The organism is Shimia sp. NS0008-38b, assembly GCF_040370365.1.
GTDB lineage: Bacteria > Pseudomonadota > Alphaproteobacteria > Rhodobacterales > Rhodobacteraceae > Shimia.
Window position 1 is genome coordinate 41512 of record NZ_BAABWQ010000003.1, and the last position, 22402, is coordinate 63913.

25 protein-coding genes are annotated in these 22402 nt (G+C 56.7%); 17 read left to right on the forward strand and 8 right to left on the reverse strand.

Going from position 1 to position 22402, the window contains the following annotated elements; translation table 11 throughout:
- Positions 1–136: 136 nt before the first annotated feature.
- The 14 genes from ABWV47_RS12175 (at position 137) to ABWV47_RS12240 (ending at position 11447) form a co-directional block, all read left to right on the forward strand.
- The gene (locus ABWV47_RS12175) at positions 137–328 is read left to right on the forward strand and encodes a hypothetical protein (RefSeq protein WP_353312176.1); all 192 of its coding nucleotides are present in this window, start codon (positions 137–139) and stop codon (positions 326–328) included.
- Positions 329–352: 24 nt separating this feature from the next.
- Positions 353–733, forward strand: a complete 381-nt coding sequence (locus ABWV47_RS12180) for a hypothetical protein (RefSeq protein WP_353312178.1) — start codon at positions 353–355, stop codon at positions 731–733.
- A gap of 90 nt (positions 734–823) precedes the next feature.
- Positions 824–1258: a paraquat-inducible protein A gene (locus ABWV47_RS12185; protein WP_353312180.1), complete on the forward strand. Its 435-nt coding sequence runs from the start codon at positions 824–826 to the stop codon at positions 1256–1258.
- 17 nt (positions 1259–1275) lie between these two features.
- Positions 1276–2643, forward strand: a complete 1368-nt coding sequence (radA, locus tag ABWV47_RS12190) for a DNA repair protein RadA (protein WP_353312182.1) — start codon at positions 1276–1278, stop codon at positions 2641–2643.
- Between the two features lie 75 nt (positions 2644–2718).
- Positions 2719–3273 carry a CvpA family protein gene (locus ABWV47_RS12195; RefSeq protein ID WP_353312184.1) on the forward strand — a complete coding sequence of 185 codons (555 nt, stop codon included), beginning with the start codon at positions 2719–2721 and terminating at the stop codon, positions 3271–3273.
- A 134-nt stretch (positions 3274–3407) separates the two neighbouring features.
- A complete protein-coding gene (locus ABWV47_RS12200) occupies positions 3408–4670 on the forward strand; it encodes a TAXI family TRAP transporter solute-binding subunit (RefSeq protein WP_353312186.1) in 1263 nt (420 codons plus the stop codon).
- Positions 4671–4694: 24 nt separating this feature from the next.
- Positions 4695–4976, forward strand: a complete 282-nt coding sequence (locus ABWV47_RS12205; protein WP_353312188.1) for a GlsB/YeaQ/YmgE family stress response membrane protein — start codon at positions 4695–4697, stop codon at positions 4974–4976.
- Positions 4977–5292: 316 nt separating this feature from the next.
- On the forward strand, positions 5293–6822 hold the full coding sequence (gene purF / locus ABWV47_RS12210; RefSeq protein WP_353312190.1) for an amidophosphoribosyltransferase: 1530 nt from the start codon (positions 5293–5295) through the stop codon (positions 6820–6822).
- 7 nt (positions 6823–6829) lie between these two features.
- The gene (locus tag ABWV47_RS12215; RefSeq protein ID WP_353312192.1) at positions 6830–7399 is read left to right on the forward strand and encodes a DUF2199 domain-containing protein; all 570 of its coding nucleotides are present in this window, start codon (positions 6830–6832) and stop codon (positions 7397–7399) included.
- 137 nt (positions 7400–7536) lie between these two features.
- Positions 7537–7794, forward strand: coding sequence for a hypothetical protein (locus ABWV47_RS12220; RefSeq protein ID WP_353312194.1), 258 nt, complete (start codon positions 7537–7539; stop codon positions 7792–7794).
- A 68-nt stretch (positions 7795–7862) separates the two neighbouring features.
- On the forward strand, positions 7863–8537 hold the full coding sequence (locus ABWV47_RS12225) for an SDR family NAD(P)-dependent oxidoreductase (protein WP_353312196.1): 675 nt from the start codon (positions 7863–7865) through the stop codon (positions 8535–8537).
- 140 nt (positions 8538–8677) lie between these two features.
- Complete coding sequence (surE, locus tag ABWV47_RS12230) at positions 8678–9460, forward strand: 5'/3'-nucleotidase SurE (protein ID WP_353312198.1); 783 nt, start codon at positions 8678–8680, stop codon at positions 9458–9460.
- The gene (locus tag ABWV47_RS12235) at positions 9457–10113 is read left to right on the forward strand and encodes a protein-L-isoaspartate(D-aspartate) O-methyltransferase (RefSeq protein WP_353312200.1); all 657 of its coding nucleotides are present in this window, start codon (positions 9457–9459) and stop codon (positions 10111–10113) included. Before surE ends, ABWV47_RS12235 begins: the two co-directional genes overlap by 4 nt.
- A 125-nt stretch (positions 10114–10238) precedes the next feature.
- A complete protein-coding gene (locus tag ABWV47_RS12240; protein WP_353312202.1) occupies positions 10239–11447 on the forward strand; it encodes a LysM peptidoglycan-binding domain-containing protein in 1209 nt (402 codons plus the stop codon).
- Between the two features lie 20 nt (positions 11448–11467).
- Here ABWV47_RS12240 and ABWV47_RS12245 read toward each other — a convergent pair whose 3' ends face one another.
- The 4 genes from ABWV47_RS12245 to ABWV47_RS12260 all read right to left on the reverse strand — a co-directional run bounded on the left by ABWV47_RS12245 (position 11468) and on the right by ABWV47_RS12260 (position 14096).
- Positions 11468–12307 carry an ATP-binding protein gene (locus tag ABWV47_RS12245; RefSeq protein WP_353312204.1) on the reverse strand — a complete coding sequence of 280 codons (840 nt, stop codon included), beginning with the start codon at positions 12305–12307 and terminating at the stop codon, positions 11468–11470.
- A gap of 138 nt (positions 12308–12445) precedes the next feature.
- Positions 12446–13390, reverse strand: a complete 945-nt coding sequence (tatC, locus tag ABWV47_RS12250) for a twin-arginine translocase subunit TatC (RefSeq protein ID WP_353312206.1) — start codon at positions 13388–13390, stop codon at positions 12446–12448.
- Positions 13387–13860: a Sec-independent protein translocase protein TatB gene (gene tatB, locus ABWV47_RS12255; RefSeq protein WP_353312208.1), complete on the reverse strand. Its 474-nt coding sequence runs from the start codon at positions 13858–13860 to the stop codon at positions 13387–13389. The genes tatC and tatB overlap by 4 nt, the downstream gene beginning before the upstream one ends.
- 17 nt (positions 13861–13877) lie before the next feature.
- Positions 13878–14096: a twin-arginine translocase TatA/TatE family subunit gene (locus tag ABWV47_RS12260; protein ID WP_353312210.1), complete on the reverse strand. Its 219-nt coding sequence runs from the start codon at positions 14094–14096 to the stop codon at positions 13878–13880.
- 141 nt (positions 14097–14237) lie between these two features.
- On the opposite strand from ABWV47_RS12260, the gene ABWV47_RS12265 reads away from it, so the two are divergent.
- Positions 14238–14960 (forward strand): helix-turn-helix transcriptional regulator, encoded by a 723-nt coding sequence (locus tag ABWV47_RS12265; RefSeq protein ID WP_353312212.1) that lies wholly within the window; start codon positions 14238–14240, stop codon positions 14958–14960.
- Position 14961: 1 nt separating this feature from the next.
- On the opposite strand, the gene ABWV47_RS12270 is transcribed toward ABWV47_RS12265, so the two are convergent.
- The 4 genes from ABWV47_RS12270 to ABWV47_RS12285 form a co-directional block, all read right to left on the reverse strand.
- Complete coding sequence (locus ABWV47_RS12270; RefSeq protein WP_353312214.1) at positions 14962–16053, reverse strand: ABC transporter ATP-binding protein; 1092 nt, start codon at positions 16051–16053, stop codon at positions 14962–14964.
- Positions 16054–16104: 51 nt separating this feature from the next.
- Entirely contained in the window at positions 16105–17490 is a 1386-nt protein-coding gene (locus ABWV47_RS12275; protein ID WP_353312216.1) for a sodium:proline symporter, read from the reverse strand.
- A 90-nt stretch (positions 17491–17580) separates the two neighbouring features.
- Positions 17581–18669 carry a YhaZ family DNA alkylation repair protein gene (locus ABWV47_RS12280; protein WP_353312218.1) on the reverse strand — a complete coding sequence of 363 codons (1089 nt, stop codon included), beginning with the start codon at positions 18667–18669 and terminating at the stop codon, positions 17581–17583.
- A gap of 83 nt (positions 18670–18752) precedes the next feature.
- Entirely contained in the window at positions 18753–19532 is a 780-nt protein-coding gene (locus ABWV47_RS12285) for an SDR family oxidoreductase (protein ID WP_353312220.1), read from the reverse strand.
- A 147-nt stretch (positions 19533–19679) separates the two neighbouring features.
- Here ABWV47_RS12285 and ABWV47_RS12290 point away from each other — a divergent pair, with 147 nt between their 5' ends.
- Both ABWV47_RS12290 and ABWV47_RS12295 read left to right on the forward strand, forming a co-directional pair.
- Positions 19680–20705 (forward strand): Hint domain-containing protein, encoded by a 1026-nt coding sequence (locus ABWV47_RS12290; protein ID WP_353312222.1) that lies wholly within the window; start codon positions 19680–19682, stop codon positions 20703–20705.
- Between the two features lie 64 nt (positions 20706–20769).
- On the forward strand, positions 20770–22377 hold the full coding sequence (locus ABWV47_RS12295) for a peptide chain release factor 3 (RefSeq protein WP_353312224.1): 1608 nt from the start codon (positions 20770–20772) through the stop codon (positions 22375–22377).
- The last annotated feature ends 25 nt before the right edge of the window (positions 22378–22402 follow it).

The window sequence follows — 22402 nt, forward strand, 5'->3', positions numbered from 1 at the left end:
TGAAATACTGGGCAGGGTCTAGGTTGCAAGGACAAGTGGATTGGGTCTGTGGCTCTTGAACCGCCAGAGATAAGGCACTGCGCGACGCGCCCTGAGACCTGCGATATGCTTTGCGGAAAGCGGCGAAGATCGGTCGATGCGGCAAAGCAAGCTTGGTCGTTGTGACACGGTTGGTGGTGAAGGTGCCCGTCGCCATAAGGCCGAGAAAGGCAAAAAGACGACGCAACGCAGGTTGCGTATTGCAAACTTCACGCTCTCACAGGTTTGGCGCATCCAACCGCTGGTGCCAAACCACGTTCGGCAGGTGCGGATTTCAGCAGACGTCTGACGGGCTGTGTCCAGATTTCCACAAATGAGCTGGGGTTTGATTGCCTTTCCGCCTGCAGCAGCCTTGTCGTCTGTTGTCTTAGCGCTGTTATTGAGGCCCGCGCATCGTCAGAAAAGTAGATGGGTACTGGGCTTCCTCGCCATGACGATGCTCTCTGCCGGCTGGGTCCTTTTCCATGACAATGCGCGAAATACATCAGGCTTTGCTTGGTTGCCCGCGCCGGAATTCGCTGTTGCATGGGTCGCCATCGCTTTGGCCGGCCAGCTATTTTATTTGATCTACCTGCTCCTCGCCCTTTCGGAAGCCACGAGATTGCGATGGGCGATCCTGATAAGCGTTTTGCTTTGGACAGCTGCATCGCTGATGATTTGGTTGCTTGCTGGATTTGCGTTGTTGTCTCATTGACGTCGGGATTGGACATCGCAAGATGCAACTTGGCCGACGCCTGAGGCATTGCCCTTGCACCTGCAAGGGGAACTGCCTAGCTATTTGCGCATGAACAATATTTTACGTCTTGCCAATTTATCACTCCTCATTCTCTTTCCGATCGCGTGGTTCGCGCCTCTGCTGCGCGCCGGGTTGTTGCCAATTTTCGGATTGAGCGAGATCTCCATCATTTCGGGCCTGCAATCCCTGTGGGACACTGATGTCGCGTTGGCGCTCTTGGTGACCTTTCTGGCGATTTTCGCGCCTTACTTGAAAGTCATCGGCGTGGCGCTGATCCAATTTGGCTTGATGCGGCGAAAAGTGCTGCCTGCGCTGGAAATTTTGGGAAAGCTTGCGATGGGTGATGTGTTTTTGATCGCGCTCTATGTCGTCTTGGTCAAAGGCGCCGGAGGGGTCACTGTGGAAACCGGCTGGGGCGTATACCTGTTTACGGCGTGCATATTGGCCTCCATGGCAATTAGCCATTTGACCCGCAAGCGGTAGTGGTCCAAAACGGGAACATGGCAAAGAGCAAAACCCAATTCACCTGCTCCGCGTGCGGCGCGGTATCGTCAAAATGGTCCGGCAGGTGTGAAGCCTGTGGCGACTGGAACACCATCGTCGAGGAAGCGCCGTTTGGCGCGGGCCCGGCAGGCAGCGCTATTGGCAATGCCAAGGGCCGACGGATGGAACTCTCCGACCTATCGACCAAAGAAACCCCGCCGCCGCGCACCATGAGTGGCGTGAAAGAACTGGACCGCGTTCTGGGTGGCGGTTTGGTGCCTGCCAGCGCGCTCTTGGTGGGAGGCGATCCCGGTATCGGCAAATCCACATTGTTGTTGCAGGCTGCCGCGCGCTTTGCGCGACAAGGTGTAAAAACCATTTATGTAAGTGGAGAAGAAGCCAGCGCACAGGTGCGCATGCGGGCGCAACGGCTTGGGCTCACGGAAAGTCCGGTGATGTTGGCCGCAGAAACCAATCTGCGCGATATCTTGACCACACTTGAAGCGGAGCGACCGCAGCTGGTGATCATTGATTCCATACAGACCATGTGGAGCGACACCGTTGGCAGCGCACCGGGGTCAGTCAGTCAGGTCCGCACCGCCGCACACGAGCTGACCGTGTTCGCCAAACGCAAAGGCATGGCGGTCATTCTGGTTGGGCACGTCACCAAAGAGGGACAGATCGCCGGACCGCGCGTGGTGGAGCACATGGTTGATACCGTGCTCTATTTTGAAGGAGAACGTGGGCATCAATTTCGCATCCTGCGCGCGGTGAAAAACCGATTTGGCCCTGCCGACGAGATTGGTGTGTTTGAGATGACCGGGCGCGGATTGGCCGAAGTCGGCAATCCCTCTGCGCTGTTTTTGTCAGACCGCGGTGCGCCCACAGCAGGCAGTGTGGTTTTTGCCGGTATCGAAGGTACGCGCCCGGTGTTGACCGAGTTGCAAGCTTTGGTTGCGCCGTCGCCACACAGCCAATCGCGACGTACAGTTGTGGGGTGGGACAGTGGACGCTTGGCGATGATTCTTGCGGTTCTGGAATCGCGGTGCGGAATCCCTTTCGCCGGACTGGATGTCTATCTAAACGTGGCTGGCGGTATGAAAATTTCCGAACCCGCCGCGGATCTCGCGGTGGCATGTGCGCTAATTTCCGCACGCGAAGACAGTGCATTGCCAGCAGATACCGTTGTTTTTGGCGAAATTAGCCTGTCTGGAGCGCTTCGCGCCGTCAGTCAGACCGAAAATAGGTTGAAAGAAGCCCAAAAACTTGGTTTCACAACGGCAATCGCTCCGAAAGGTGGCAAGGCGCAAACGGTTGAGGGTATGAATCTCAACCGAATTGGGGATTTGGCAAGCTTTGTCGGAGAGGTTTTCGGAGCAGGCTGATGCGCCACAAGCGCCAGGCCCGGAAGTAACAGGGCCGAGAGGCGGACCGGGGGCGGTCTAAGGGGACGGGAATACATGGAAGGTTTCACCATTATCGACGCCGTGGTTGCGGGTGTCATAGTCATTTCAGCATTGCTGGCGTATAGCCGCGGTGTTGTGCGCGAAACCATGGCCATTGCGGGCTGGGTTGCCGCCGCTGTTCTGGCATTCATGTTTGCCGGGTCTTTACAGCCGCTGATCAAAGAAATTCCTGTTGTGGGTGAATATCTCGCAGACAGCTGTGAGTTGTCCATTATCGCAGCCTTTGCGGCGGTTTTCGCCTTGGCGCTGGTGGTGGTCTCGCTGTTCACACCGCTGTTCTCGTCGATTGTGCAGCGCTCTGCACTTGGCGGGTTGGATCAAGGCATGGGCTTCATATTCGGGGTGCTGCGCGGCATTCTTTTGGTGGCGATCGCCTTTTTTGTTTATGAAACCGTGATCACCAGCCAATCCATTGCCATGGTGGACGACAGCCGCTCTGCCGAAGTGTTTGGCCGCATCACCCGCCAGATCGACGATCGTGATCCACAACAGGCTTTGGGCTGGATCACCAGCCAATATGAACAACTGGTTGGCGTCTGCGAACAGTAACGCAAAAGCGTGATCACACGACAGGAGCCCGCATCATATCGTTGCGGGCTTTTTTTATGGCGCACTGAGACCTCTTGTTTGCGCCCCTATCGCCCGTTACCGTGCAGGCAACTTTCGGTTTTTAGAGCCTTTTCATGCGCCTTTGGATTTCGATCACCATACTGACATTGGCCATGTGCCTGTCGCTGATAATGTTTATGCTGCTGCCGCCCAAGTCGCTGACCTTGGCGGCGGGGGCACGCGGTGGCGCTTATGCTTTGATGGCAGAGCGATACCGAGACGTGTTGGCACGTGACGGCATCGAAGTGGTGATCCTTTACACAGACGGCTCGCAAGACAACGCCACCTTGTTGTCAGAGGGCGGTATTGACGCGGCCTTCCTCCAAGCCGGTGTGTTTGTGGCGCCCGGACATGCCGAAGCCATTGGCGGCGTGTTCTATGAGGCAATGATCTTTCTGGCCAGAAGCGACCACGACATACCATCCAACCCTGCTCTGTGGCGCGATTTGCGCATTTCGAGCGGGCGTCCGGGATCAGGAACCGCAGCCGCGTTTCGGGATTTTCAAGAAGCGGTTGGGCTGTCGCAGAATGCCAATGAACATCTGGAGCTTGGGTTCGCCCAAAGCGTTTTTGCGCTTGAGGCTGGCGGTATTGATCTGGCGTTTTTGGTGAGTAGTATCGAAGCCCCCTACCTTGCTCAGGCCTTTAGCTCAGATGGTCTCACGCTGTTGCAGCTGTCTTACGCCGATGCGATCTCGCGCCATCTGGACTATGCGGATCTTGTGTCCATTCCAACCGGGGCCGTATCACTGGAACCAGTGCAGCCTCAAACCAGTCAGACCATGCTGGCATTGAAAGCGCAGCTTGCGATAAACCCTCAACTGCACCCAGCTCTGGTCAACCGCCTGACAATGGCGGCCAAAGAGCTGCACAGTGGTCGAGATATCCTGACCGAACGCGGCGTCTTCCCCTCCCCGCAAGGCATCGGCATGCCAATCAACAACGTGGCACGCCAGTTGATTCAGGAGGGCCCAACAACGTGGCACAATCTGCTGCCTTATTGGGCGGCGGCTCAGGTCAATCGGATGCTGCTTTTAACTTTGCCCATTCTGCTTTTGCTGGTGCCGCTTCTGAGAGTCGTGCCAATGATGTATGCCTATTTTCGTGGCTGGCAGGTCTGGAAACACTATGGCCGCATTCGTGAGATCGAGACCCAGATCGGGGCACATACCAGTGCCCATGAGCTTGCAACGCTGTCGGAGGAGCTGGAACTGGTTGATCGTCGCATTTCTCGATTGAAGCTGCCGCTTCCCTATCGGCAAACCGCGTATCATGCGCGCATGCATATCGATCTGGTGCGCAAACATATCGCACATTTGGAGGCGCAAACCTCCTAGGCTTTGTGCAGAAAGGATACAGAAATGGACGTGACTGCGGAGACACAACAGGTGCTGTTTTCTGGGATTTTCTCAGCGGTGATTATTGGCGGGCTCGCAGGATGGCTTGCCGCTAAAATCATACGTGGCGGAGGCTTCGGTCTGATTGGCAATGTCTTGTTGGGGATTGGCGGGGCGATTTTGGCGAACTTTGTTTTGCCGATGGTTGGTATCGGGCTGGGAAGTGGATTTTTTAGTTCTGTGCTGACCGCGATGTTGGGGGCGGCCGTCGTGCTGGTGATCATTCGATTGGTCAAGAGCGCCTGAAGCCAACAATTTGATGGGACAGCCCGCTTTCTTTACCTCAACTTGTGATCCTTTCGTGACATGCCCGGGCTGAGCGCTTAAGAGAGGCCAAGCACGAAACTGGGATTCGGAGCCACCTCTGTGGTCAATGGCCTGACACACGTCACTCACACCGCCGCACATAGCGGCATGCTGGCCTGCATCCAAATGTTTGCAACCCCGGTTGCACGTGTTCTTCATCCAACCTCCTTCACATATCATGCGTCAGCAACCTGTGAAGGACGCCTAGCCACCCAACAACCTAGCTTAGCCTAGTCCGAACAAGGGAGCGCTGCACGTGTGCGGAATTCTGGGGATCGCCAATCGCAATGACGATGTATTTGCGGAGATATACGACGGGCTGCTGATGTTGCAGCACCGAGGACAGGACGCCTCGGGCGTGGTGACCTACACCGGCGGTTTCTTCCGCGAACGCAAAGCCAACGGCTTGGTAAAAGACGTGTTTCAGCCAAGTGACGCGGACACGCTAACCGGTCGGGTTGGTATGGGCCATGTACGCTACCCCACAGCGGGCAGCCTTTCGGCCTCTGAGGCGCAGCCCTTCTTTGTGAACGCGCCTTACGGTATCTACTTGGTGCACAACGGCAATATCACCAACACAGAAGCCCAGCGTGAAAAAGTCACCGGCAAGTACAGCCGTCATTTGCGCACCACCAGCGACAGTGAGATTTTGCTCAACGTGTTGGCCGACAAAGTGGCCGATGCAATCAAAGTCAACGGCAGCGGAGATGCAATTCGCAACATCTTTGCCGGTGTAAAAATGACCATGGAGCGGGTGCAGGGAGCGTATTCCGTGATCTGCCTGATTGCTGGTGTTGGTATGCTGGCTTTCCGCGACCCGCACGGCATTCGGCCGCTGTCGGTGGCCAAACGCGACGCAGAGGGTGAAGGCGACGACTATGCATTTGCCTCTGAGGATGTGGCCTTTGGCATCAACGGCTTTGACAAGCTGCGCGATGTAAAACCTGGCGAAGCGCTTTTGGTCGATCTGGACGGAAAGCTACATGAATTCCAAGCGGTGGACGGCAAGCTCACTCCTTGCATTTTTGAGTACGTTTACCTCGCGCGGCCTGACAGTGTGCTGGACGGTGTGTCCGTCTATCAAGCGCAAATACGGATGGGCAAAACGCTGGCCAAACAGATTGAGGACAGCGGGCTGGACATTGATGCGGTGATCCCGGTCCCTGACAGCGCCCGCCCGGTGGCGCTTGAGGTCAGCAACATCACCGGCATTCGCTACCGCGAAGCGCTGGTGAAGAACCGCTATGTGGGCCGCACCTTTATTATGCCCGGTCAGGCAGAACGACAAAAATCTGTACGCCGCAAACTCAACGCCATTCCGCGTGAAATCGATGGGCGTAACATCCTGTTGATTGACGACAGCATTGTGCGTGGCAATACGATCAAGAAAATTGTGCAAATGTGCCGGGACGCAGGCGCAAAGAAAGTCTATATCGCCTCTGCATCGCCTCCCGTGGCTTATCCCAATGTCTACGGCATCGACATGCCGACCAAACACGAGTTGATCGCCAACGATTTGAGCATCGAGGGCATCCGTGAAGAGTTGGGCGCCGATGCGCTGTTCTATCAGAAACTCGACGATCTGATTTGGGCAGCCAAAGAGGGCAATCCTTCGATTGAGAGCTTCGATTGTTCCTGCTTTGATGGCAACTACATCACCGGAGGCGTGACGCCAGAGTATCTGGCCGCGCTAGAAGGCAGCACCAGAGTCAGCAAAAAAATTGAAGAAGCCCCCGCGCCCGGGTCAAGTTGGAACGGGGCCACTTTGGTTCCGTCGCAGGGCTAGCGCACAGATGAGCTTGCTTGCGCTCGACAGCCGCTGGCGACGCCTAAACGATGAAACCTACGCCTGCCCCTGTTGCGGGCGTAGCTTCGGTGGGCTGATCGACATCGGATTTGGCCATCCCGATGCCTGGCCTCATGGTGATTTGCAACCGACCGCAGGCGCAACTCTCAATGTGGGCGCAGATCAGCTCAGCGCCGACTTGTGTCGCTGTGATGGATTGTATTTTATCCACTGCGTTCTGCCGATCCCGATCCGAGGCAGCGAAGAGACCTTTCTGTTTGGAGTCTGGGCGAGCGTCACCGAAGATGATTTCATGTCTTACGTTGCAGACGCCACTGGCGAGCGACCGGGATTTCAAGGCTGTGCGGGGTGGTTGATGAATGACTTGCCGCGGTTTGAAAACGCCGAGCCGTTGGCATGTGGTCTTAAAGCGCCGGAGACAGCTTCAGAGCGCCCCACACTGATCGCACAAGATGGCCCGCTGGCGCGCGCGCAGGCTGAAGGCATTTCGTTTGATCATCTTCTGGATATCTATGCAGCCAGCGGTGAGGATATCCGCCCCCATCTGAACGGCTGATTTCCGCTTTTTACTCAAATATCGCGGCAACCTTCCGCCTGTTCAGGCCGTATTAACCAAAAACCTCGTATCTGTGGCTGGCGGCCACTGACCATCCGACTATAAGGCCGCCTTCACTCACGAACACAGGTTTGGCCATGACGTCAAAGACCCCTCCCCACGTGGCCACCACGGCCACGCAAAGCGGTGTGTTGAAAAACCGCTCTCGCCTGACCTTGATCGGCGTGATGGGCTCGACCAATGCGCCCCGCGCGCTTTTGATGACCACCAGTGGGCGCACCCTGCGCGTCGAGTTGGGAGATCGGACCCCATCTGGCAAAGTGGTTGCCATTGACGGCAGCAGCATTGTGCTCAATGGCGGTCAAGGCACCACGCGTCTTTCCATGCCAAACTGACACCGCCGCCGTTTTGCCGCACCGTTGCCCCTCTTGACCTCACCCGGCTTTGGCCGCATTGACGGTGCATGACCAATACAGCTTCTTCCGTGGCCCAGTCGGGCGAGAAAATCGCGCTTATCACCGGCGCTTCCCGTGGACTTGGTGCGGCATTTGCCGAAGCTCTTGCGGCTGATTATCACGTTGTGGCTGTGGCCCGAACCACCGGTGGGCTTGAAGATTTGGATGATCGCATCCAAGCCAAAGGTGGGCAGGCCACGTTGGCGCCAATGGACATCACCAACGCCGATGCGATGGCACAATTGTGCCGTTCGATTCATGATCGTTGGGGAAAAGTCGATCTTTGGGTTCATACCGCGATCCACGGCGCGCCGCTGACGCCCGCAGATCACATCGACGCAAAAGACTGGCAGAAATCCATGAGCATCAATTTGGATGCCACCGCGCGCCTGATCCCCTTTGTGAGCCCCCTTTTGGGTCAGAGCGGTCAGGCGGTGTTCTTTGACGATGATCGCACCGGGCAGAAATTCTTTGGCTCATATGGGGCCACCAAGGGCGCACAGATTGCTTTGGCCAAGAGCTGGCAGTTGGAAACCGCAGCGATTGGGCCAAAAGTGTCGATCTTGACTCCCAATGGCATGCCAACCGGCACACGCGCTCGCTTTTTCCCGGGCGAAGACCGTGCACCACTGGCGCATCCGCATGATGAGGCAAAGCGGTTGTTGGCTCAATTGGCGCTTTAAGCTCTGGCCACCTGTGACGTCAATTCCCCAACGCCAATGACATCTGAGCTTGTGGGCGGTCCGATGCTTGCTCCGTCTGGCCCGCTCCTCTAGATAGGTCGAATAATCAGAGGCCACAGGCGATTTTCAGGGGCAGCGGCATGCGTATTCTCATCACCAATGACGACGGCATCAATGCCCCCGGACTGGTCACACTTGAACAGATCGCACATGATCTGGCTGGGCCAGATGGCGAGGTTTGGTGTGTGGCACCTGCCTTTGAGCAGTCTGGCGTTGGACACTGCATCAGCTACACCCACCCAACCATGATAGCCAAGATGGGTGAACGCCGGTTTGCCGCAGAGGGCAGCCCGGCCGATTGCGTTCTGGCAGGCGTGCATGATGTGATGATTGATGCGCGGCCAGATTTGATCTTGTCAGGTGTGAACCGGGGCAACAACTCGGCTGAAAATGCTTTGTACTCAGGCACTTTGGGGGCCGCGATCGAAGGGGCGTTGCAGGGCATTCCTTCCTTTGCTCTGTCGCAGTTCTTTGGCCCACAGAATTACAATGTTGATGACCCGTTTCAAGCGGCGGGCGCGCATGGTGCGCAGGTTCTGCGTAGCATCTTAGATACAGACGTGCCCAATGCCGCCGATTACGGTCTGTTCTACAACATCAACTTCCCCCCGGTTTTGGCCAAAGACGTACAGGGCGTTCGCGTGACCGCACAGGGTTTGCGAAAAGGCACTGGTTTCTCAGTGGAGCCACATACGTCGCCGTCTGGACGGCGGTTCTTGTGGGCACGTGGCGGGGATCAGCAACAGAAAACCGCTGAAGGCACCGACGCGGCGGCCAATTTGGACGGCTACATTTCTGTCACGCCGATGCGCGCCGATTTGACAGCACATGATGCGTTGTCGGCACTTAAGGGCATCGAATGACCGAGCCCGATCTCATTGCGGAACGCAAAATGCAGTTCTTGTTTGCGCTGCGGTCGCGTGGCGTGACCAATCAAGCTGTGCTCAGCGCAATGGAAGAGATCGACCGCGGCCTGTTTGTGCGTGGATTGTTTGCAGAGCGCGCCTACGAGGACACGCCGCTGCCAATTTCTTGCGGCCAGACGATTTCACAGCCTTCCGTGGTGGGTTTGATGACCCAAGCCTTAGAGGTCAGCCCGCGCGATAAGGTGTTAGAGGTTGGCACCGGTTCAGGCTATCAAGCGGCCATTCTGAGTCAGTTGGCCCGGCGTGTTTACACCGTCGATCGCCACAAGCGACTGGTGGGTGAAGCGCGGTCCGTGTTTGACACGCTTGGCATTGTCAACATTACGTCTCTGATTGCCGATGGCAGCTTTGGGCTGCCCGATCAGGCGCCATTTGATCGCATCATTGTGACAGCCGCAGCAGAGGACCCGCCGGGCCCCCTCTTGGCGCAACTGAAGATCGGCGGTATCATGGTGGTGCCTGTTGGACAGTCGGATGCGGTGCAAAGCCTAATTCGCGTGCGACGCACCGAAGACGGGTTTGACTACGATGAATTGAGATCCGTGCGGTTTGTGCCCTTGCTGGAAGGCGTTGCACGCGACAATGACTGACTAATTGAGGTTTTCCCCTTGGCATCTGGGGGCGCCTCGCCCATGTGTGGCACAAAGAAACCATTGGATCAGAGCGGCTTTGGCAAAAGACCCCCTTTGAAGGGACCGCGTGTGAGGATATCGAGATGGATTATTTCCTGCCCAAGAGCGCCCGTTTGTTTGGCACCGGTTTGGCCCTGTGCCTGCTGGCTGCGTGTGAGGGCGGGTTTGACTACGATTTCCGAGGTGATGTTGGTGGCGGGTTGGACACCAGCAATGCCGCGTTGACCGCCACTGCAGAGCGGCCCAAGCCCGACAATCGTGGCGTGATTTCCTACCCGAACTATCAGGTGGCTGTGGCAAAGCGCGGCGACACGTTGCAAGACGTCTCCGGCCGCGTCGGCATACCTGTTGAAGAGTTAAGCCGTCACAACGGTATCGCAGCAGACGCGACATTGCGCCAAGACGAGATCATTGCTCTCCCATATCGCGTGGCCGAACCCTCTGCGGCCACGGGTGGCGCAGGGATGGTGACACCTCCGGGTGGTGTGGACATCACCGCACTGGCGGGCGGCGCGATCAATAATGCTGACCAAGGCGTGGAAACCGAAACATTGCAGCCAGCGGCGCAGCCAAAGAAAAGTGCGCCCACCGGCGTCGAGCCCATTCGTCATAAAGTAAAGCGCGGCGAAACGGCCTTTACGATTGCACGTTTGTACAATGTTTCTGTGCGCTCGCTGGCGGACTGGAATGGATTGGGCAGCGATTTCACAATTCGTGAGAACCAGATCCTCCTGATCCCACCGGCAGATCCAAACGCGCAGAAACCCGCGTCGACCACTGTTGCGGCAACCAGTGCAGCAGCTGTGACAAAACCGGGGCAAGGATCACCAACGCCCACACCGCCCAGCGCGTCCAAACCATTGCCAGATGACAGCGCAACCGAGGCTGCAGCCGATATCAAGCAACCTGAAGGCCCAGACTTGTCCAAGGAGCAAAGCGCGTCCAAGGCCGCGATGAGCTACCCTGTGTCAGGCAAAGTCATCCGTCCGTATTCCAAGGGCAAAAACAACGGGATCGACATAGCCGGAGACCCAGGTGCGCCGGTGTCAGCGGCGGCCGACGGCAAAGTGGCTGCGATCACCACAGATGCGGATGACGTGACCATTTTGGTGGTGCGCCACCCCAACAATTTGATGACCGTCTACTACAACGTCGCGGACGTGAAAGTGTCCAAAGGAGCAAACGTGAAACGGGGGCAAGCGATGGCGCAATTGCCCGCGGAGAACGCCTTTGTACACTTTGAAGTGCGTGATGGTTTTGACAGCGTGAACCCAGGCCCCTACCTAAAATAGGGCTGGGGATCAGGCGCAGGCTAGAGCGTCACGCCTTCGCGGCCCGCAAGGTCCAAGAAAAACTGCCATGCGACCCGACCAGAGCGTGCGCCACGGGTGGCTTGCCATTCGATCGCTTCCGCCCGCAAGCGGCTCGGATCAACCTGCACACCATGGGCAGCGCAGTAGCCATCGATCATCGCTAGGAAGTCGTCTTGCGAGCAGGGATGAAAGCCCAGCCAGAGGCCAAAGCGATCTGACAGTGAGACCTTTTCTTCGACGGCTTCAGACGGATTGATGGCGCTGGACCGTTCGTTCTCGATCATGTCCCGGGGCATCAAGTGACGGCGATTGGAGGTGGCGTAGAACACCACATTGTCAGGCCGCCCTTCGATGCCACCATCCAAAACCGCTTTGAGCGATTTGTAGTGTTGGTCATCGTGGCTGAAGCTAAGGTCATCACAAAACAACAGAAATCGCTCTGAGCTGCTGCGCAGCAGGTTCAGCAGACGCGACACAGTGGGCAGGTCTTCGCGTTGAAGCTCCACAATTTTGAGCGCGTGGCCTTCTTCGAGAATCTGTGCATGCACGGCTTTCACAATGGAGGACTTGCCCATGCCACGTGCGCCCCACAAAAGCGCGTTGTTGGCAGGCAGGCCACGCGCAAATTGGCGGGTGTTTTCCAAAAGTGTGTCGCGGGAGCGATCGATCCCCACCAGCAGGTCCAGTGAAACCCGGTTAATATCTGGCACGGGCTCCAAACGGTCGGGCTCTACGTGCCACACAAAGCCATCCGCGACGTTAAAATCAGGAGCCTGTGTTGGCACGGGAGACATGCGCTCCAGCGCTTCGGCGATACGGTTCAATGTGGTGTCATCCATGGCAGGCTCCGGTTTTTGGTGGGGATAGAAACCATGTTCACCGCGCAACAACAAGAGCTTGGCAACGATTGCGCCCAACGCAAATAAAAAACGCGCCCCAAAGTTTGGAGCGCGTTTGGATTTTTCCGCATTGAGGCGTTACTTGCCTTCGGCGTCAGCAATGTCAGCTTCGTCTTCGCCTTCTTCGTCGTCGTCAAAGTAGACGCCTTCTTCCTTAAGCTTGGCCACGCGTTGACGATCAACCCGACGCACAAGGAAAATGGACACTTCATAGAGACCATAGACCACCGTGAAGAGGATCAACTGGGTCACCACATCAGGTGGCGTCACGAGGGCGGCAAGCACCAGAATGCCGACCATGGCGTATTTGCGCACAGAACCGAGGCCTTCCGCGTTGACCAGACCCGCCTTGCCCATCAGGGTCAAAAGCACAGGCAGCTGAAAGCACAGGCCAAAGGCCATGATGAACTTAAGCGTGATATCAAGGCTTTCGTTCACCTTGCCAAAGAAGGTGATCTGTACCCCTTCAGATGTCTCAGGCACAGTGGCCGCGACAGTGCCGGGCACATCTTCGACAGCAGGCGCCATTAGATTGGCAAACACCGACGCCACATCAGCAAATCCCAAGAAGAACTGCATCGCCAACGGTGTCACAACCAGTTGGGCAAAAGAGGCGCCCAGCAAGAACATAAATGGCGAGGCAATCATGAACGGCAAGAAAGCTCCGCGCTCGTTTTTGTAGAGCCCCGGCGCAACAAAGCGCCACATCTGAAAGCCGATCACCGGAAAGGCCAAGGCAAACCCGCCAACCATAGAGATGCGGAACAAGGTGAACAGGTATTCCTGTGGCGAGGTAAATTGCAACGTCGGTGACGGATCACCAAGGTCGCGCAGAACCTCTACAATCGGGCTCACAAGAAAATGCAGAACATGTTCTGCAATGAATTGCCCACCGATTGGGATGAAGAAAAAGCTGATCGCCACAATGAACGCCAGAACCGAGCGGATCAGGCGTGTGCGCAGCTCCGCCAAGTGTTCGATCAACGGGGCGGAGCTGTCTTCGATCTCGTCCGTATTGCTCATGCATCGTCCTTTTTCGGCGTCTCATCAGCAGCGGCTGCAGCCTCTGCCGCGGCCTTTTCAGCGGCTTCCTTGTCCAGACGCGCTTGGGCCATTTCCGCGGAGTGCTTATGAATTTTTGCGGCAGCCTCTGCGCGCTCTTTTGACAGCGTTGTCTCTGTTGCTCCGGGCTCGTAGCTCATGGAGCGCTTGACTTCATTTGCGCTGTCTTTGACGGCATCTGTGGCCGCCTTAAGCGGGTTGGACACTTTGTTGAGCCCATCTGTTGCCCCTTTCAGAGTGTCAGTGACATCTTTGACACCCGCTTGATCAGCGGCTTGGTTCATGGCGCTGGAAAACTCGCGCGCCATGCCTTTGGCCTTGCCCACAAAGCGGCCCACCGAGCGAAACAACATTGGCAAATCTTTGGGGCCAACCACGATCAACGCAACGACACCAATTACCAAGAGTTCTGGTAATCCCAAATCAAACATGGATTTAAGACCTCAGATCAGACTTTGTCTTTTTCATCTTCTGGTGTGACATCTTTGGCCACCTCAGCAGCGTCTTCTTCCAGCTCTTGCTGGCCTTCGTTGATGCCCTTTTTGAACGATGTGATGCCTTTGCCCACTTCGCCCATCAAGCCGCTGATCTTACCGCGCCCAAACAGCACAAGCACAACAACAGCAATCAGCAGAATGCCCGGCAGACCAATGTTTCCAATACCCATGTTTCTTCTCCTGTGTCCCGGGCGCTGGCCCGGTTGTCTAAATCCTCATTCTTGGTAGCGGCTGCGCGGCGGGTCGAAAAGGCGTAGAGACTGCTAAAGCTTCTCGAATTCGGGGTTTTCGGCATACATTTTGCCACTATTGTGTCAGTTGCCACTATTTTGGCAGGAAATGACAGGAATCACCCTTTGGCAAGTTCACAAAATCGCTCTGATCGGCTCTTTGAAGTGATGGAGGTGCTCAAAGATGGGCAGCTGCATCGGGCCGAGGATCTGGCGGCGCGATTGTCCGTGTCGCTACGCACGATCTATCGCGACATGAAAACACTGGCGGACAGCGGGGTGGCCATCGAGGGAGAGCGCGGTACGGGGTATCGGGCCAAGGCAGCGCTCACTCTGCCCCCGCTGAACCTGACAGAAGAGGAACTTGAGGCTTTGCATGTGGGATTGGCGGTGGTTGGCGCGGGCATGGAAGGTGGCCTGCGCAACGCAGCCGAAAGTCTCAGTGCAAAAATAGACGCAGTGCTGCCAGAGGAGGTCGGCGGCGTGGTGGCGGGTTTTGGCTTTGCGACCTATCCGTTTGAAGGCACGGCGCAGGCCTTGCCCCATCTGACGCCACTGCGCACCGCCATCCGGGCCAAACAAAAGCTGCGTGTGAACCAGCGCGATGAGAGCGCACAGGATGTCCGGCCTTTGAAGCTTGAGTATTGGGGACGTGTCTGGACATTGACCGTCTGGGATGAAACGCATTCGGACTTTGCGCAGATCCGTGTCGATCAGATCACGCAATTGGCGCCGCTGCCGGGTTTGTTCGTCGAAGAGCCGGGAAAGAGCCTACAGGACTTTCTCGCCAAGAGCCGCAGTTAGCCTAGGCCGGGAAGACAAAACACCGATCACGGCGGATGGTGAGCCACAACGGTGTGCCTTCTTTTGGCAAAAAGACGTTTGGCACCGTGGCTTTGAGTTCAGAGCCGTCGTGATCCATCCGGAACTCCACAAGACTTTCATTGCCCATAAAGCGCGCGCGTTTGACCACCCCGCGCGCGGCAACCCCATCCGTGGATGTGGGCAGCGGTCCCTTGCCCCCCCGGTCAAAGTCCAACTTGAGATGCTGGGGACGGATCACAATTTCGACCAAAGCTCCATCTTGCAAACCCGGCGTCAGAAACTGACCAAAAGGGGTATCTGTCAGTGCGCCGTGGCTGGTGGAGCAGATCACGTTGACGTCGCTGAAAAAGGCCACTGCCTGTTTGTCCACGGGAGCGTTGTAAATGTTGTAGGGTGCGCCCTGCTGTACAATTTTGCCGTCGCGCATCAGCGCAATCTCGTCCGCCATGCGCATCGCCTCTTCAGGTTCATGCGTGACCAAGAGCACGGCGGTATCCTCTTCTTTGAGGACCGCCAAAGTTTCGTCGCGGATGTCATCTCGCAGGCGGTTGTCCAACCCAGAGAACGGTTCGTCCATCAACATAATCCGAGGACGTGGGGCCAAGGCACGGGCGAGCGCGATACGTTGTTGTTCGCCGCCTGAGAGCACATGCGGATATTTGTCTACAGCCCAGCCGAGGTTGACCTTGGCCAGAAGTTCCTCGACCCGGGTGCGTTTTTCGTCGCGATTGCCTCTGAGCCCGAAGGCGACGTTGTCACAAACTGAGAGATGCGGGAACAGCGCGAAGTCTTGAAACATCAGGCCAATTTGGCGCCGTTCCGGTGGCACGCGAAACACCGTGTCACAAATCAGATCGCCATCAACATAGATTTCGCCGCTGTCTTGCATGTCAACGCCAGCAATCATGCGCAATGTGGTCGACTTTCCGCAGCCAGAGGGGCCAAGCAAACAGGTCACCTGCCCGGATTTCACGGACAGCGACACATCGTCCACCACCTGACGGTTGCCAAAGCGGCGACGCAGGTTGCGGATTTCAAGGCGGGGTTTGGGCGTTTCGATCTGCGACTGCACCTGTGGCCTCATGCGATCCCGAGAGTTTCCATCGGGTTTCGCGAAGATGTATCAGCCCCCTACCCGCGCATCAACCCTGCGGCTGCCAGAGGACACTGCGGCAAAACCGATCATTAGAACGAGCAAGCAGATTTGCAAAAGCTGTTCGTATTTGTGCCCATCATACAGAAGTGCTGACACGCCCACAGTGTCGCGGAACATATAGGTTGCGGCCCCTAAGATGGCCGCAACAAAGCTGACCATGTAGCTCCAGAGCGGCACAGTGCGATGGCCGATGAGCCCAGCAATCAAGACCGGCGTCAGAAACATTGAAGCTGTGCCCGACACCGCCACCGCATCAAATAAAGTCTGGTTGCCCCATAGGGTGAGCGCTCCACCGGCAAGCGCAAATCCCACCATTGTAACGCGGCCCCCCGCCAAAGTGCGGGGCGCCAGCTTGAGCTCTTCGACCACCAATCGCGCGGCGGAGCTGAAAGCGGAATCCAGTGTGGAGAGGGCAGAAACAAGCAACGAAACCACAAGCAGTGTGAAAACCCAGCTGGGGAACATCGTGGACCACGTGCCGATCAGCTGGCCTTCGTAGGCCGCGCCTTCAAGAGAGGCTTGGATGCCGAAAACCCCAAAGGCAAGGATACACAGCGTGGAGAGCCAAAATGCATGAAAGAAGCTTTTACGGGTGGTCGCGCGGTCGGCCAGAAAGCCGCGATCCATCATAACCGGGTCGTGCGCCGGGTAGGAAAACACTTGTAACGCAGCCACCAACAAAAGCACCCAGCCATTGTGGGGGCCAGAAGCCCCCGGCGCAGTAAGCACGGCACCAAGCTCAAACTCAGGACGCACCACAAGCGCGCCAAACGCGAGGCCAAAAATCACCAAAAAGAACACCATCTGCACCACGTCGGTGCGCAGGGCTGCTGAGAGCCCACCCCATGCAGAGTAGCCCAACGCCAGCAGCCCGACACCTATTATGGCAAGGGTGCCCGCGTTGGCGATATCTGGCAGAGCTGCGGAAAAGATCAGGCCAACCACCAACAAATTGGCAAACACTTCAGAGAGAAGGCGCAATGCGATCACAACGTTATAAGCGGTGGTGCCAGTCGCGCCAAAGCGCTGCGACAGCCAGTCTTGCACGGACCCGGCGCCTTGGGCACGCATGCGATCCACAATGTAGCCGCCGGTCAGGAAGGATGCGTAATAGGCCGCATAAGCCAAGGTGCCCGCAATACCATAGTAGAACCCAAGGATCGCAGCGTTCATGAGCGAGCGCGCAAAGATCCAAGTGGTCACTTGAGACAGCACCAAGGTCCATTGTGAGGGCGCGGCGCCTGTTTCTGAGTGGCCGCCAAAGAAGCCTGAAAGTGTTGCGCGTCGTGGCGCGACGAACAGGCTAAACACAATGATGGTGGCAAAAGTAGCGGTGATGGCGAAAGTCTGCATAGTCGGTCCCTAAACGTGGCTTGGGTCGCCTATCAGCCGCGGCGCCCACACGCCACGCCACCCACACAAACGTGATGCAGTGTCAGGTCGCTACTTAGATTCTGTCAGGTCAAAGGGGATGTCTTGGACAATTTTTCCGTTCACTTGCAGCGCCAAATTATGCGGGCCGGGATGGAGTTTAAAGGTGCTGGCATTGCCTTTGAGTGGGTGTTTTTTGGAAAGCAGGAGCGTTCCGTTTGCGGGCACTTTGCCCTGCTTGAGTTTGAACACCTTTTGGCCGCTGCGGCCATTGGGACGGTGAAACGTCAGGACATAATCCACCATCACCGGGGCGGCTGTTTTGCCCGTGTTTGACAGGGTGGTTTCCACCATCAACGCTTCGCCGATAGCTATAGATTTGCCACCGACAGAGAGCGACTGAACCGAGATGGGGGCATCTGCGTGGAACCCCAGCATCTCAAGAGCGCCAACATCCCCAGCCTTCACAGCCGTACGCAGCGCGTGACGGGTCATCCAATCGAGCTCTTTGACGCGTTGTTTGCCTTCCTCTTTCCAGCCCGAAAGCTGCGCAACCACCGTATCTGTGGAAATCTTGGAAATGTCGTTGAGATGATTTGCAACCGAGCGCGTCACATAGCGCGTTGGATCGGCGTGCAGCTTCTGCAACAACGGAAGCGGGGCGAGTGGGTCAATGGTGATGTTTTTGGCCCAAGGCAGTCTGGGGCGCGTGCCCTCGCTGACCAAACGGCGCACATGGTAGTTTTCATGCGCCGCCCAATCATGCAGGCGCTCAAAGGTGGCGTCAGGCCAGCGGTTGATAAACGGGCGGATGTAGAACTCCATTGAGAACCGCTTGGTGGCTTCCTCAAGCAAGTTCAACGCCCGGTCTCTGTGATCTTCCAGCCCATGACGGGCAGCCAGGATACCCGGAACTGCATGGATGAAGCGGCCAAAGTCGTCATCGTTGAGCGTGGGATCAAGCGCTGGCGGCATGGCGGCCTCCAACTGATCAGCCATCTTCGGAAAGTCAGGCGCAAGGCGTTTCTCAACACAGTCCGCGATCCAGTCCAGCCGCTCCATGAACTCACGTCCCTGCAAGCCAGAGACCACCTCTTTATGGAAGTCATTGGCGTCAAATCCCGGCAACCCGGCCTCAAATTCAGACGCAAGTTCACGCATACTGTCTGAGTTAAAAATCTGATCTTTAAGAGAAAATCCCTGGGACACACCCACACCTCGCGCCATGTTTTAACTACGTCCGATCACATTGCCGACGCAAAGCTTCCGCCGTCCAGCAGAACATTCTGGCCGACGATAAATCCTGCGTGATGCGAACAAAGGAACGCACAGGTTGCGCCGAATTCTTCGGGGGTGCCGTAGCGCCCTGCGGGAATCGTTGCGGCTCGTTGGGCCTGAGCTTCTTCCATGCTGATCCCCTGCTGTTGGGTCACCGCAGTGTCCAAAGCAACCGCGCGGTCGGTGGCATGAATGCCCGGCAGCAGGTTGTTGATGGTGACGCCCGATCCGGCAACCTGACGTGAGGTGCCTGCGACGTAGCCTGTCAGGCCTGCGCGCGCCGCGTTGGACAAGCCAAGCACGGGGATGGGGGATTTCACGGACACGGAGGTGATGTTGACAACACGCCCCCAACCGCGATCCATCATGCCCGGCACCAGTGCTTTGATCAGCGCAATGGGTGCAAGCATGTTGGCGTCAAGCGCGGAGATAAAATCGTCGCGATCCCAATCAGTCCACATGCCCGGAGGGGGGCCACCTGCGTTGTTTACCAGAATGTCGACATTCTTGGCGGCAGCTATGAGTTTGGTCTGCCCTTCCGGTGTGCTGACATCGCAGGCAATCGCATCAACTTTCACGCCAAACTCTGCTCGGACCTCTGCGGCGGCAGCTTCGAGTGCATCTGCACCCCGCGCGTTCATGATCAGATCAACGCCCTCAGCGGCCAACGCACGTGCGCAGCCAAGTCCCAAACCTTTGGATGAAGCGCACACCAGCGCGCGTTTACCTTTGATTCCCAATTCCATGCGATTCTCCCAATTGTCATGGGCGTAAGAAATACCCAAACCTTTCGAGACGCCAGCATAATGCCGACCTGAAGGCATTGTGCTGCCACATTTGCGTGCGATGGATAAGATCGATAAAAAGAGCAGTACGGAATTAGAAAGTTGAATATGGTGTCTCAAGCCCCAGACTCTGCCCTCCCCTTTCAGCATCTGCCAGTTTATGTGGCCGAGGCGTTGACGGTGACCGACGGAGCAAATTTGGGTGATCCGCTTTCCTTTGCAGAAGAGCTGGTGCCAGATGACATCTATACGCTGGTTGCAGACGCAGAGGAGAAAAGCCTCGCGTTGCGGACGGACAGCGAAGGACAGCATTTTATCGCGAGCCAATACAGCGTCGGTCACGAAGGCGCACGCGTGTTCTTGGATTGCATAGCCACCATCATGCCGCCCAGCGGAGAAACCATTGAGGTGCTGGTGTTGGTTGAGGTCGACGATGAGGGCGGTGTTGTACAAGTCTACGGCGCGCCTTTGGCGCCGCTGACACCCAAATCAGATTATGCGTTGGTTGGTATTGACCGCGGTGCTGCCACCACGCGCCTGGCCCAACTTGCTTGCGTGAGTTTCACTGGCGGCACACGGATCACCATGGCAACCGGTGAGCAAAAAAAGGTCGAAGATCTGGAAGTCGGCGATCGGGTGCTGACCCGAGATGACGGCCCCCAGCAAGTCCGGTGGATTGGCCATTCTGTGCAACGGGCCAGTGGCGAGTTTGCCCCAATTGTGATCTCCGCCGGTACGCTGAACAACACGGGTGATCTGCGTGTGAGCCCTGATCACCGCCTGTTTGTGTATCAGCGCCAAGATCATATTGGCGTGGGCCGCAGCGAATTGCTTATAAAGGCCCGCCATCTGGTAAATGGTGCCACGGTCTATGCATCCGAGGGTGGTTTTGTGGACTACTATCAGATCATGTTTGACAGCCATCAGATCATCTTTGCCGAAGGCATTTCGGCGGAAACCATGCAGATGGACACCCGTACCAGTGCCGCCGTTCCCGCAGAAGTCACGGAGCGTATTCGCCAACGGGGTTCCAATTCGTTGCGCGCAAGCGCACATGCCCACTTGGAAGTGCACAAAAGCCTGCTGGACCGTCCCGATGCCGTGGAGCTGTTGAAACGCGCCTCGTCAAAATGAGCGCAGCAGGTCACTGAACGGCTTTTCCTTGCGAATTTGCCCGGCGCGACCTATACGCGCGACCATGTTGGACACGCAGACAAACCGCCCCGAATTGCCGCCAGAGATTGCGCGCCGTCGCACCTTTGCGATCATCTCGCACCCGGATGCGGGCAAGACCACGCTGACGGAAAAGTTCCTCCTGTATGGTGGTGCGATTCAGATGGCGGGTCAGGTGCGTGCGAAAGGTGAGGCGCGCCGGACGCGATCTGACTTCATGCAAATGGAAAAGGACCGCGGGATTTCCGTCTCCGCTTCGGCGATGTCGTTTGATTTTGGCAAGTTTCGCTTCAACCTTGTGGACACACCTGGCCACAGCGACTTTTCCGAAGACACCTATCGCACTTTGACTGCTGTGGACGCGGCGGTGATGGTGGTGGATGGTGCCAAAGGTGTTGAAAGCCAAACTCAAAAACTCTTTGAAGTCTGCCGCCTGCGTGATCTCCCGATCCTGACGTTTTGTAACAAGATGGACCGGGAAAGCCGGGATACGTTTGATATCATTGACGAAATTCAGGAAAATCTCGCCATTGATGTAACTCCAGCCAGTTGGCCAATTGGTGTCGGGCGGGAGTTCATGGGCTGTTATGACATGCTCAACGACCGGCTTGAACTGATGGATCGCGCGGACAGGAATGTGGTCGCGGAAACCGTTCAGATCGACAGCTTGGATGATCCAAAGCTGGCCGAACTTGTCCCTGAACATCTGCTTGATCAGCTTCGTGAAGAAGTTGAAATGGCCAAAGAGCTGTTGCCAACGCTTGATCCGCAGGCGGTGCTGGAAGGGCACATGACGCCGATCTGGTTTGGCTCTGCGATCAACTCCTTTGGCGTCAAAGAATTGATGGACGGCATCGGCACTTATGGGCCAGAGCCCCAAATACAAACTGCGCAACCGCGCAAAATTGCGCCCGAAGAAACCAAAGTCGCAGGGTTTGTCTTCAAAGTTCAAGCGAACATGGACCCAAAACACCGTGACCGCGTGGCGTTTGTGCGCATGGCCTCCGGGCACTTCAAACGTGGCATGAAGTTGACTCATGTGCGCACCAAAAAACCGATGGCAATTTCCAATCCGGTGTTGTTTCTAGCGTCCGACCGCGAGCTGGCGGAAGAGGCTTGGGCAGGTGATATCATTGGTATTCCAAACCACGGACAACTGCGCATCGGGGACACGCTGACCGAAGGCGAAGCGTTGCGGGTTTCAGGCATTCCGAGCTTTGCGCCGGAACTGTTGCAAGGCATCCGTGCCGGTGACCCCATGAAAGCCAAACACCTCGAAAAAGCGCTGATGCAGTTTGCCGAAGAAGGCGCCGCGAAAGTGTTCAAACCAATGATTGGTGCCGGCTTTATCGTTGGCGTGGTTGGCCAGCTTCAGTTTGAGGTGCTCGCGAGCCGGATCGAGATGGAATACGGTCTTCCCGTGCGATTTGATCAGAGCCAATTTACCTCAGCCCGCTGGGTCAATGGCGAGCGGCAAGCGGTTGAAAAGTTTGCGGATATGAACAAACAGCACATCAGCTATGACCACGACGGCGATGTGGTTTTCCTGACTCGTTTACAGTGGGACATCGACCGTGTTGCGCGCGATTATCCAGACGTCACCCTGACCGCGACCAAGGAAATGATGGTCTAAGCAAGTCTGCGATTGCACGGGGGCT

Bases quoted from the DNA above. Each gene is read 5' to 3' on its own strand.
- ABWV47_RS12175 (WP_353312176.1), top strand. From the start codon at position 137: ATGCGGCAAAGCAAGCTTGGTCGTTGTGACACGGTTGGTGGTGAAGGT.
- ABWV47_RS12180 (WP_353312178.1), top strand. From the start codon at position 353: ATGAGCTGGGGTTTGATTGCCTTTCCGCCTGCAGCAGCCTTGTCGTCT.
- ABWV47_RS12185 (WP_353312180.1), top strand. From the start codon at position 824: ATGAACAATATTTTACGTCTTGCCAATTTATCACTCCTCATTCTCTTT.
- radA (WP_353312182.1), top strand. From the start codon at position 1,276: ATGGCAAAGAGCAAAACCCAATTCACCTGCTCCGCGTGCGGCGCGGTA.
- ABWV47_RS12195 (WP_353312184.1), top strand. From the start codon at position 2,719: ATGGAAGGTTTCACCATTATCGACGCCGTGGTTGCGGGTGTCATAGTC.
- ABWV47_RS12200 (WP_353312186.1), top strand. From the start codon at position 3,408: ATGCGCCTTTGGATTTCGATCACCATACTGACATTGGCCATGTGCCTG.
- ABWV47_RS12205 (WP_353312188.1), top strand. From the start codon at position 4,695: ATGGACGTGACTGCGGAGACACAACAGGTGCTGTTTTCTGGGATTTTC.
- ABWV47_RS12215 (WP_353312192.1), top strand. From the start codon at position 6,830: ATGAGCTTGCTTGCGCTCGACAGCCGCTGGCGACGCCTAAACGATGAA.
- ABWV47_RS12220 (WP_353312194.1), top strand. From the start codon at position 7,537: ATGACGTCAAAGACCCCTCCCCACGTGGCCACCACGGCCACGCAAAGC.
- ABWV47_RS12225 (WP_353312196.1), top strand. From the start codon at position 7,863: ATGACCAATACAGCTTCTTCCGTGGCCCAGTCGGGCGAGAAAATCGCG.
- surE (WP_353312198.1), top strand. From the start codon at position 8,678: ATGCGTATTCTCATCACCAATGACGACGGCATCAATGCCCCCGGACTG.
- ABWV47_RS12235 (WP_353312200.1), top strand. From the start codon at position 9,457: ATGACCGAGCCCGATCTCATTGCGGAACGCAAAATGCAGTTCTTGTTT.
- ABWV47_RS12240 (WP_353312202.1), top strand. From the start codon at position 10,239: ATGGATTATTTCCTGCCCAAGAGCGCCCGTTTGTTTGGCACCGGTTTG.
- ABWV47_RS12245 (WP_353312204.1), bottom strand. From the start codon at position 12,307: ATGGATGACACCACATTGAACCGTATCGCCGAAGCGCTGGAGCGCATG.
- tatC (WP_353312206.1), bottom strand. From the start codon at position 13,390: ATGAGCAATACGGACGAGATCGAAGACAGCTCCGCCCCGTTGATCGAA.
- tatB (WP_353312208.1), bottom strand. From the start codon at position 13,860: ATGTTTGATTTGGGATTACCAGAACTCTTGGTAATTGGTGTCGTTGCG.
- ABWV47_RS12260 (WP_353312210.1), bottom strand. From the start codon at position 14,096: ATGGGTATTGGAAACATTGGTCTGCCGGGCATTCTGCTGATTGCTGTT.
- ABWV47_RS12275 (WP_353312216.1), bottom strand. From the start codon at position 17,490: ATGCAGACTTTCGCCATCACCGCTACTTTTGCCACCATCATTGTGTTT.
- ABWV47_RS12280 (WP_353312218.1), bottom strand. From the start codon at position 18,669: ATGCGTGAACTTGCGTCTGAATTTGAGGCCGGGTTGCCGGGATTTGAC.
- ABWV47_RS12285 (WP_353312220.1), bottom strand. From the start codon at position 19,532: ATGGAATTGGGAATCAAAGGTAAACGCGCGCTGGTGTGCGCTTCATCC.
- ABWV47_RS12290 (WP_353312222.1), top strand. From the start codon at position 19,680: ATGGTGTCTCAAGCCCCAGACTCTGCCCTCCCCTTTCAGCATCTGCCA.
- ABWV47_RS12295 (WP_353312224.1), top strand. From the start codon at position 20,770: ATGTTGGACACGCAGACAAACCGCCCCGAATTGCCGCCAGAGATTGCG.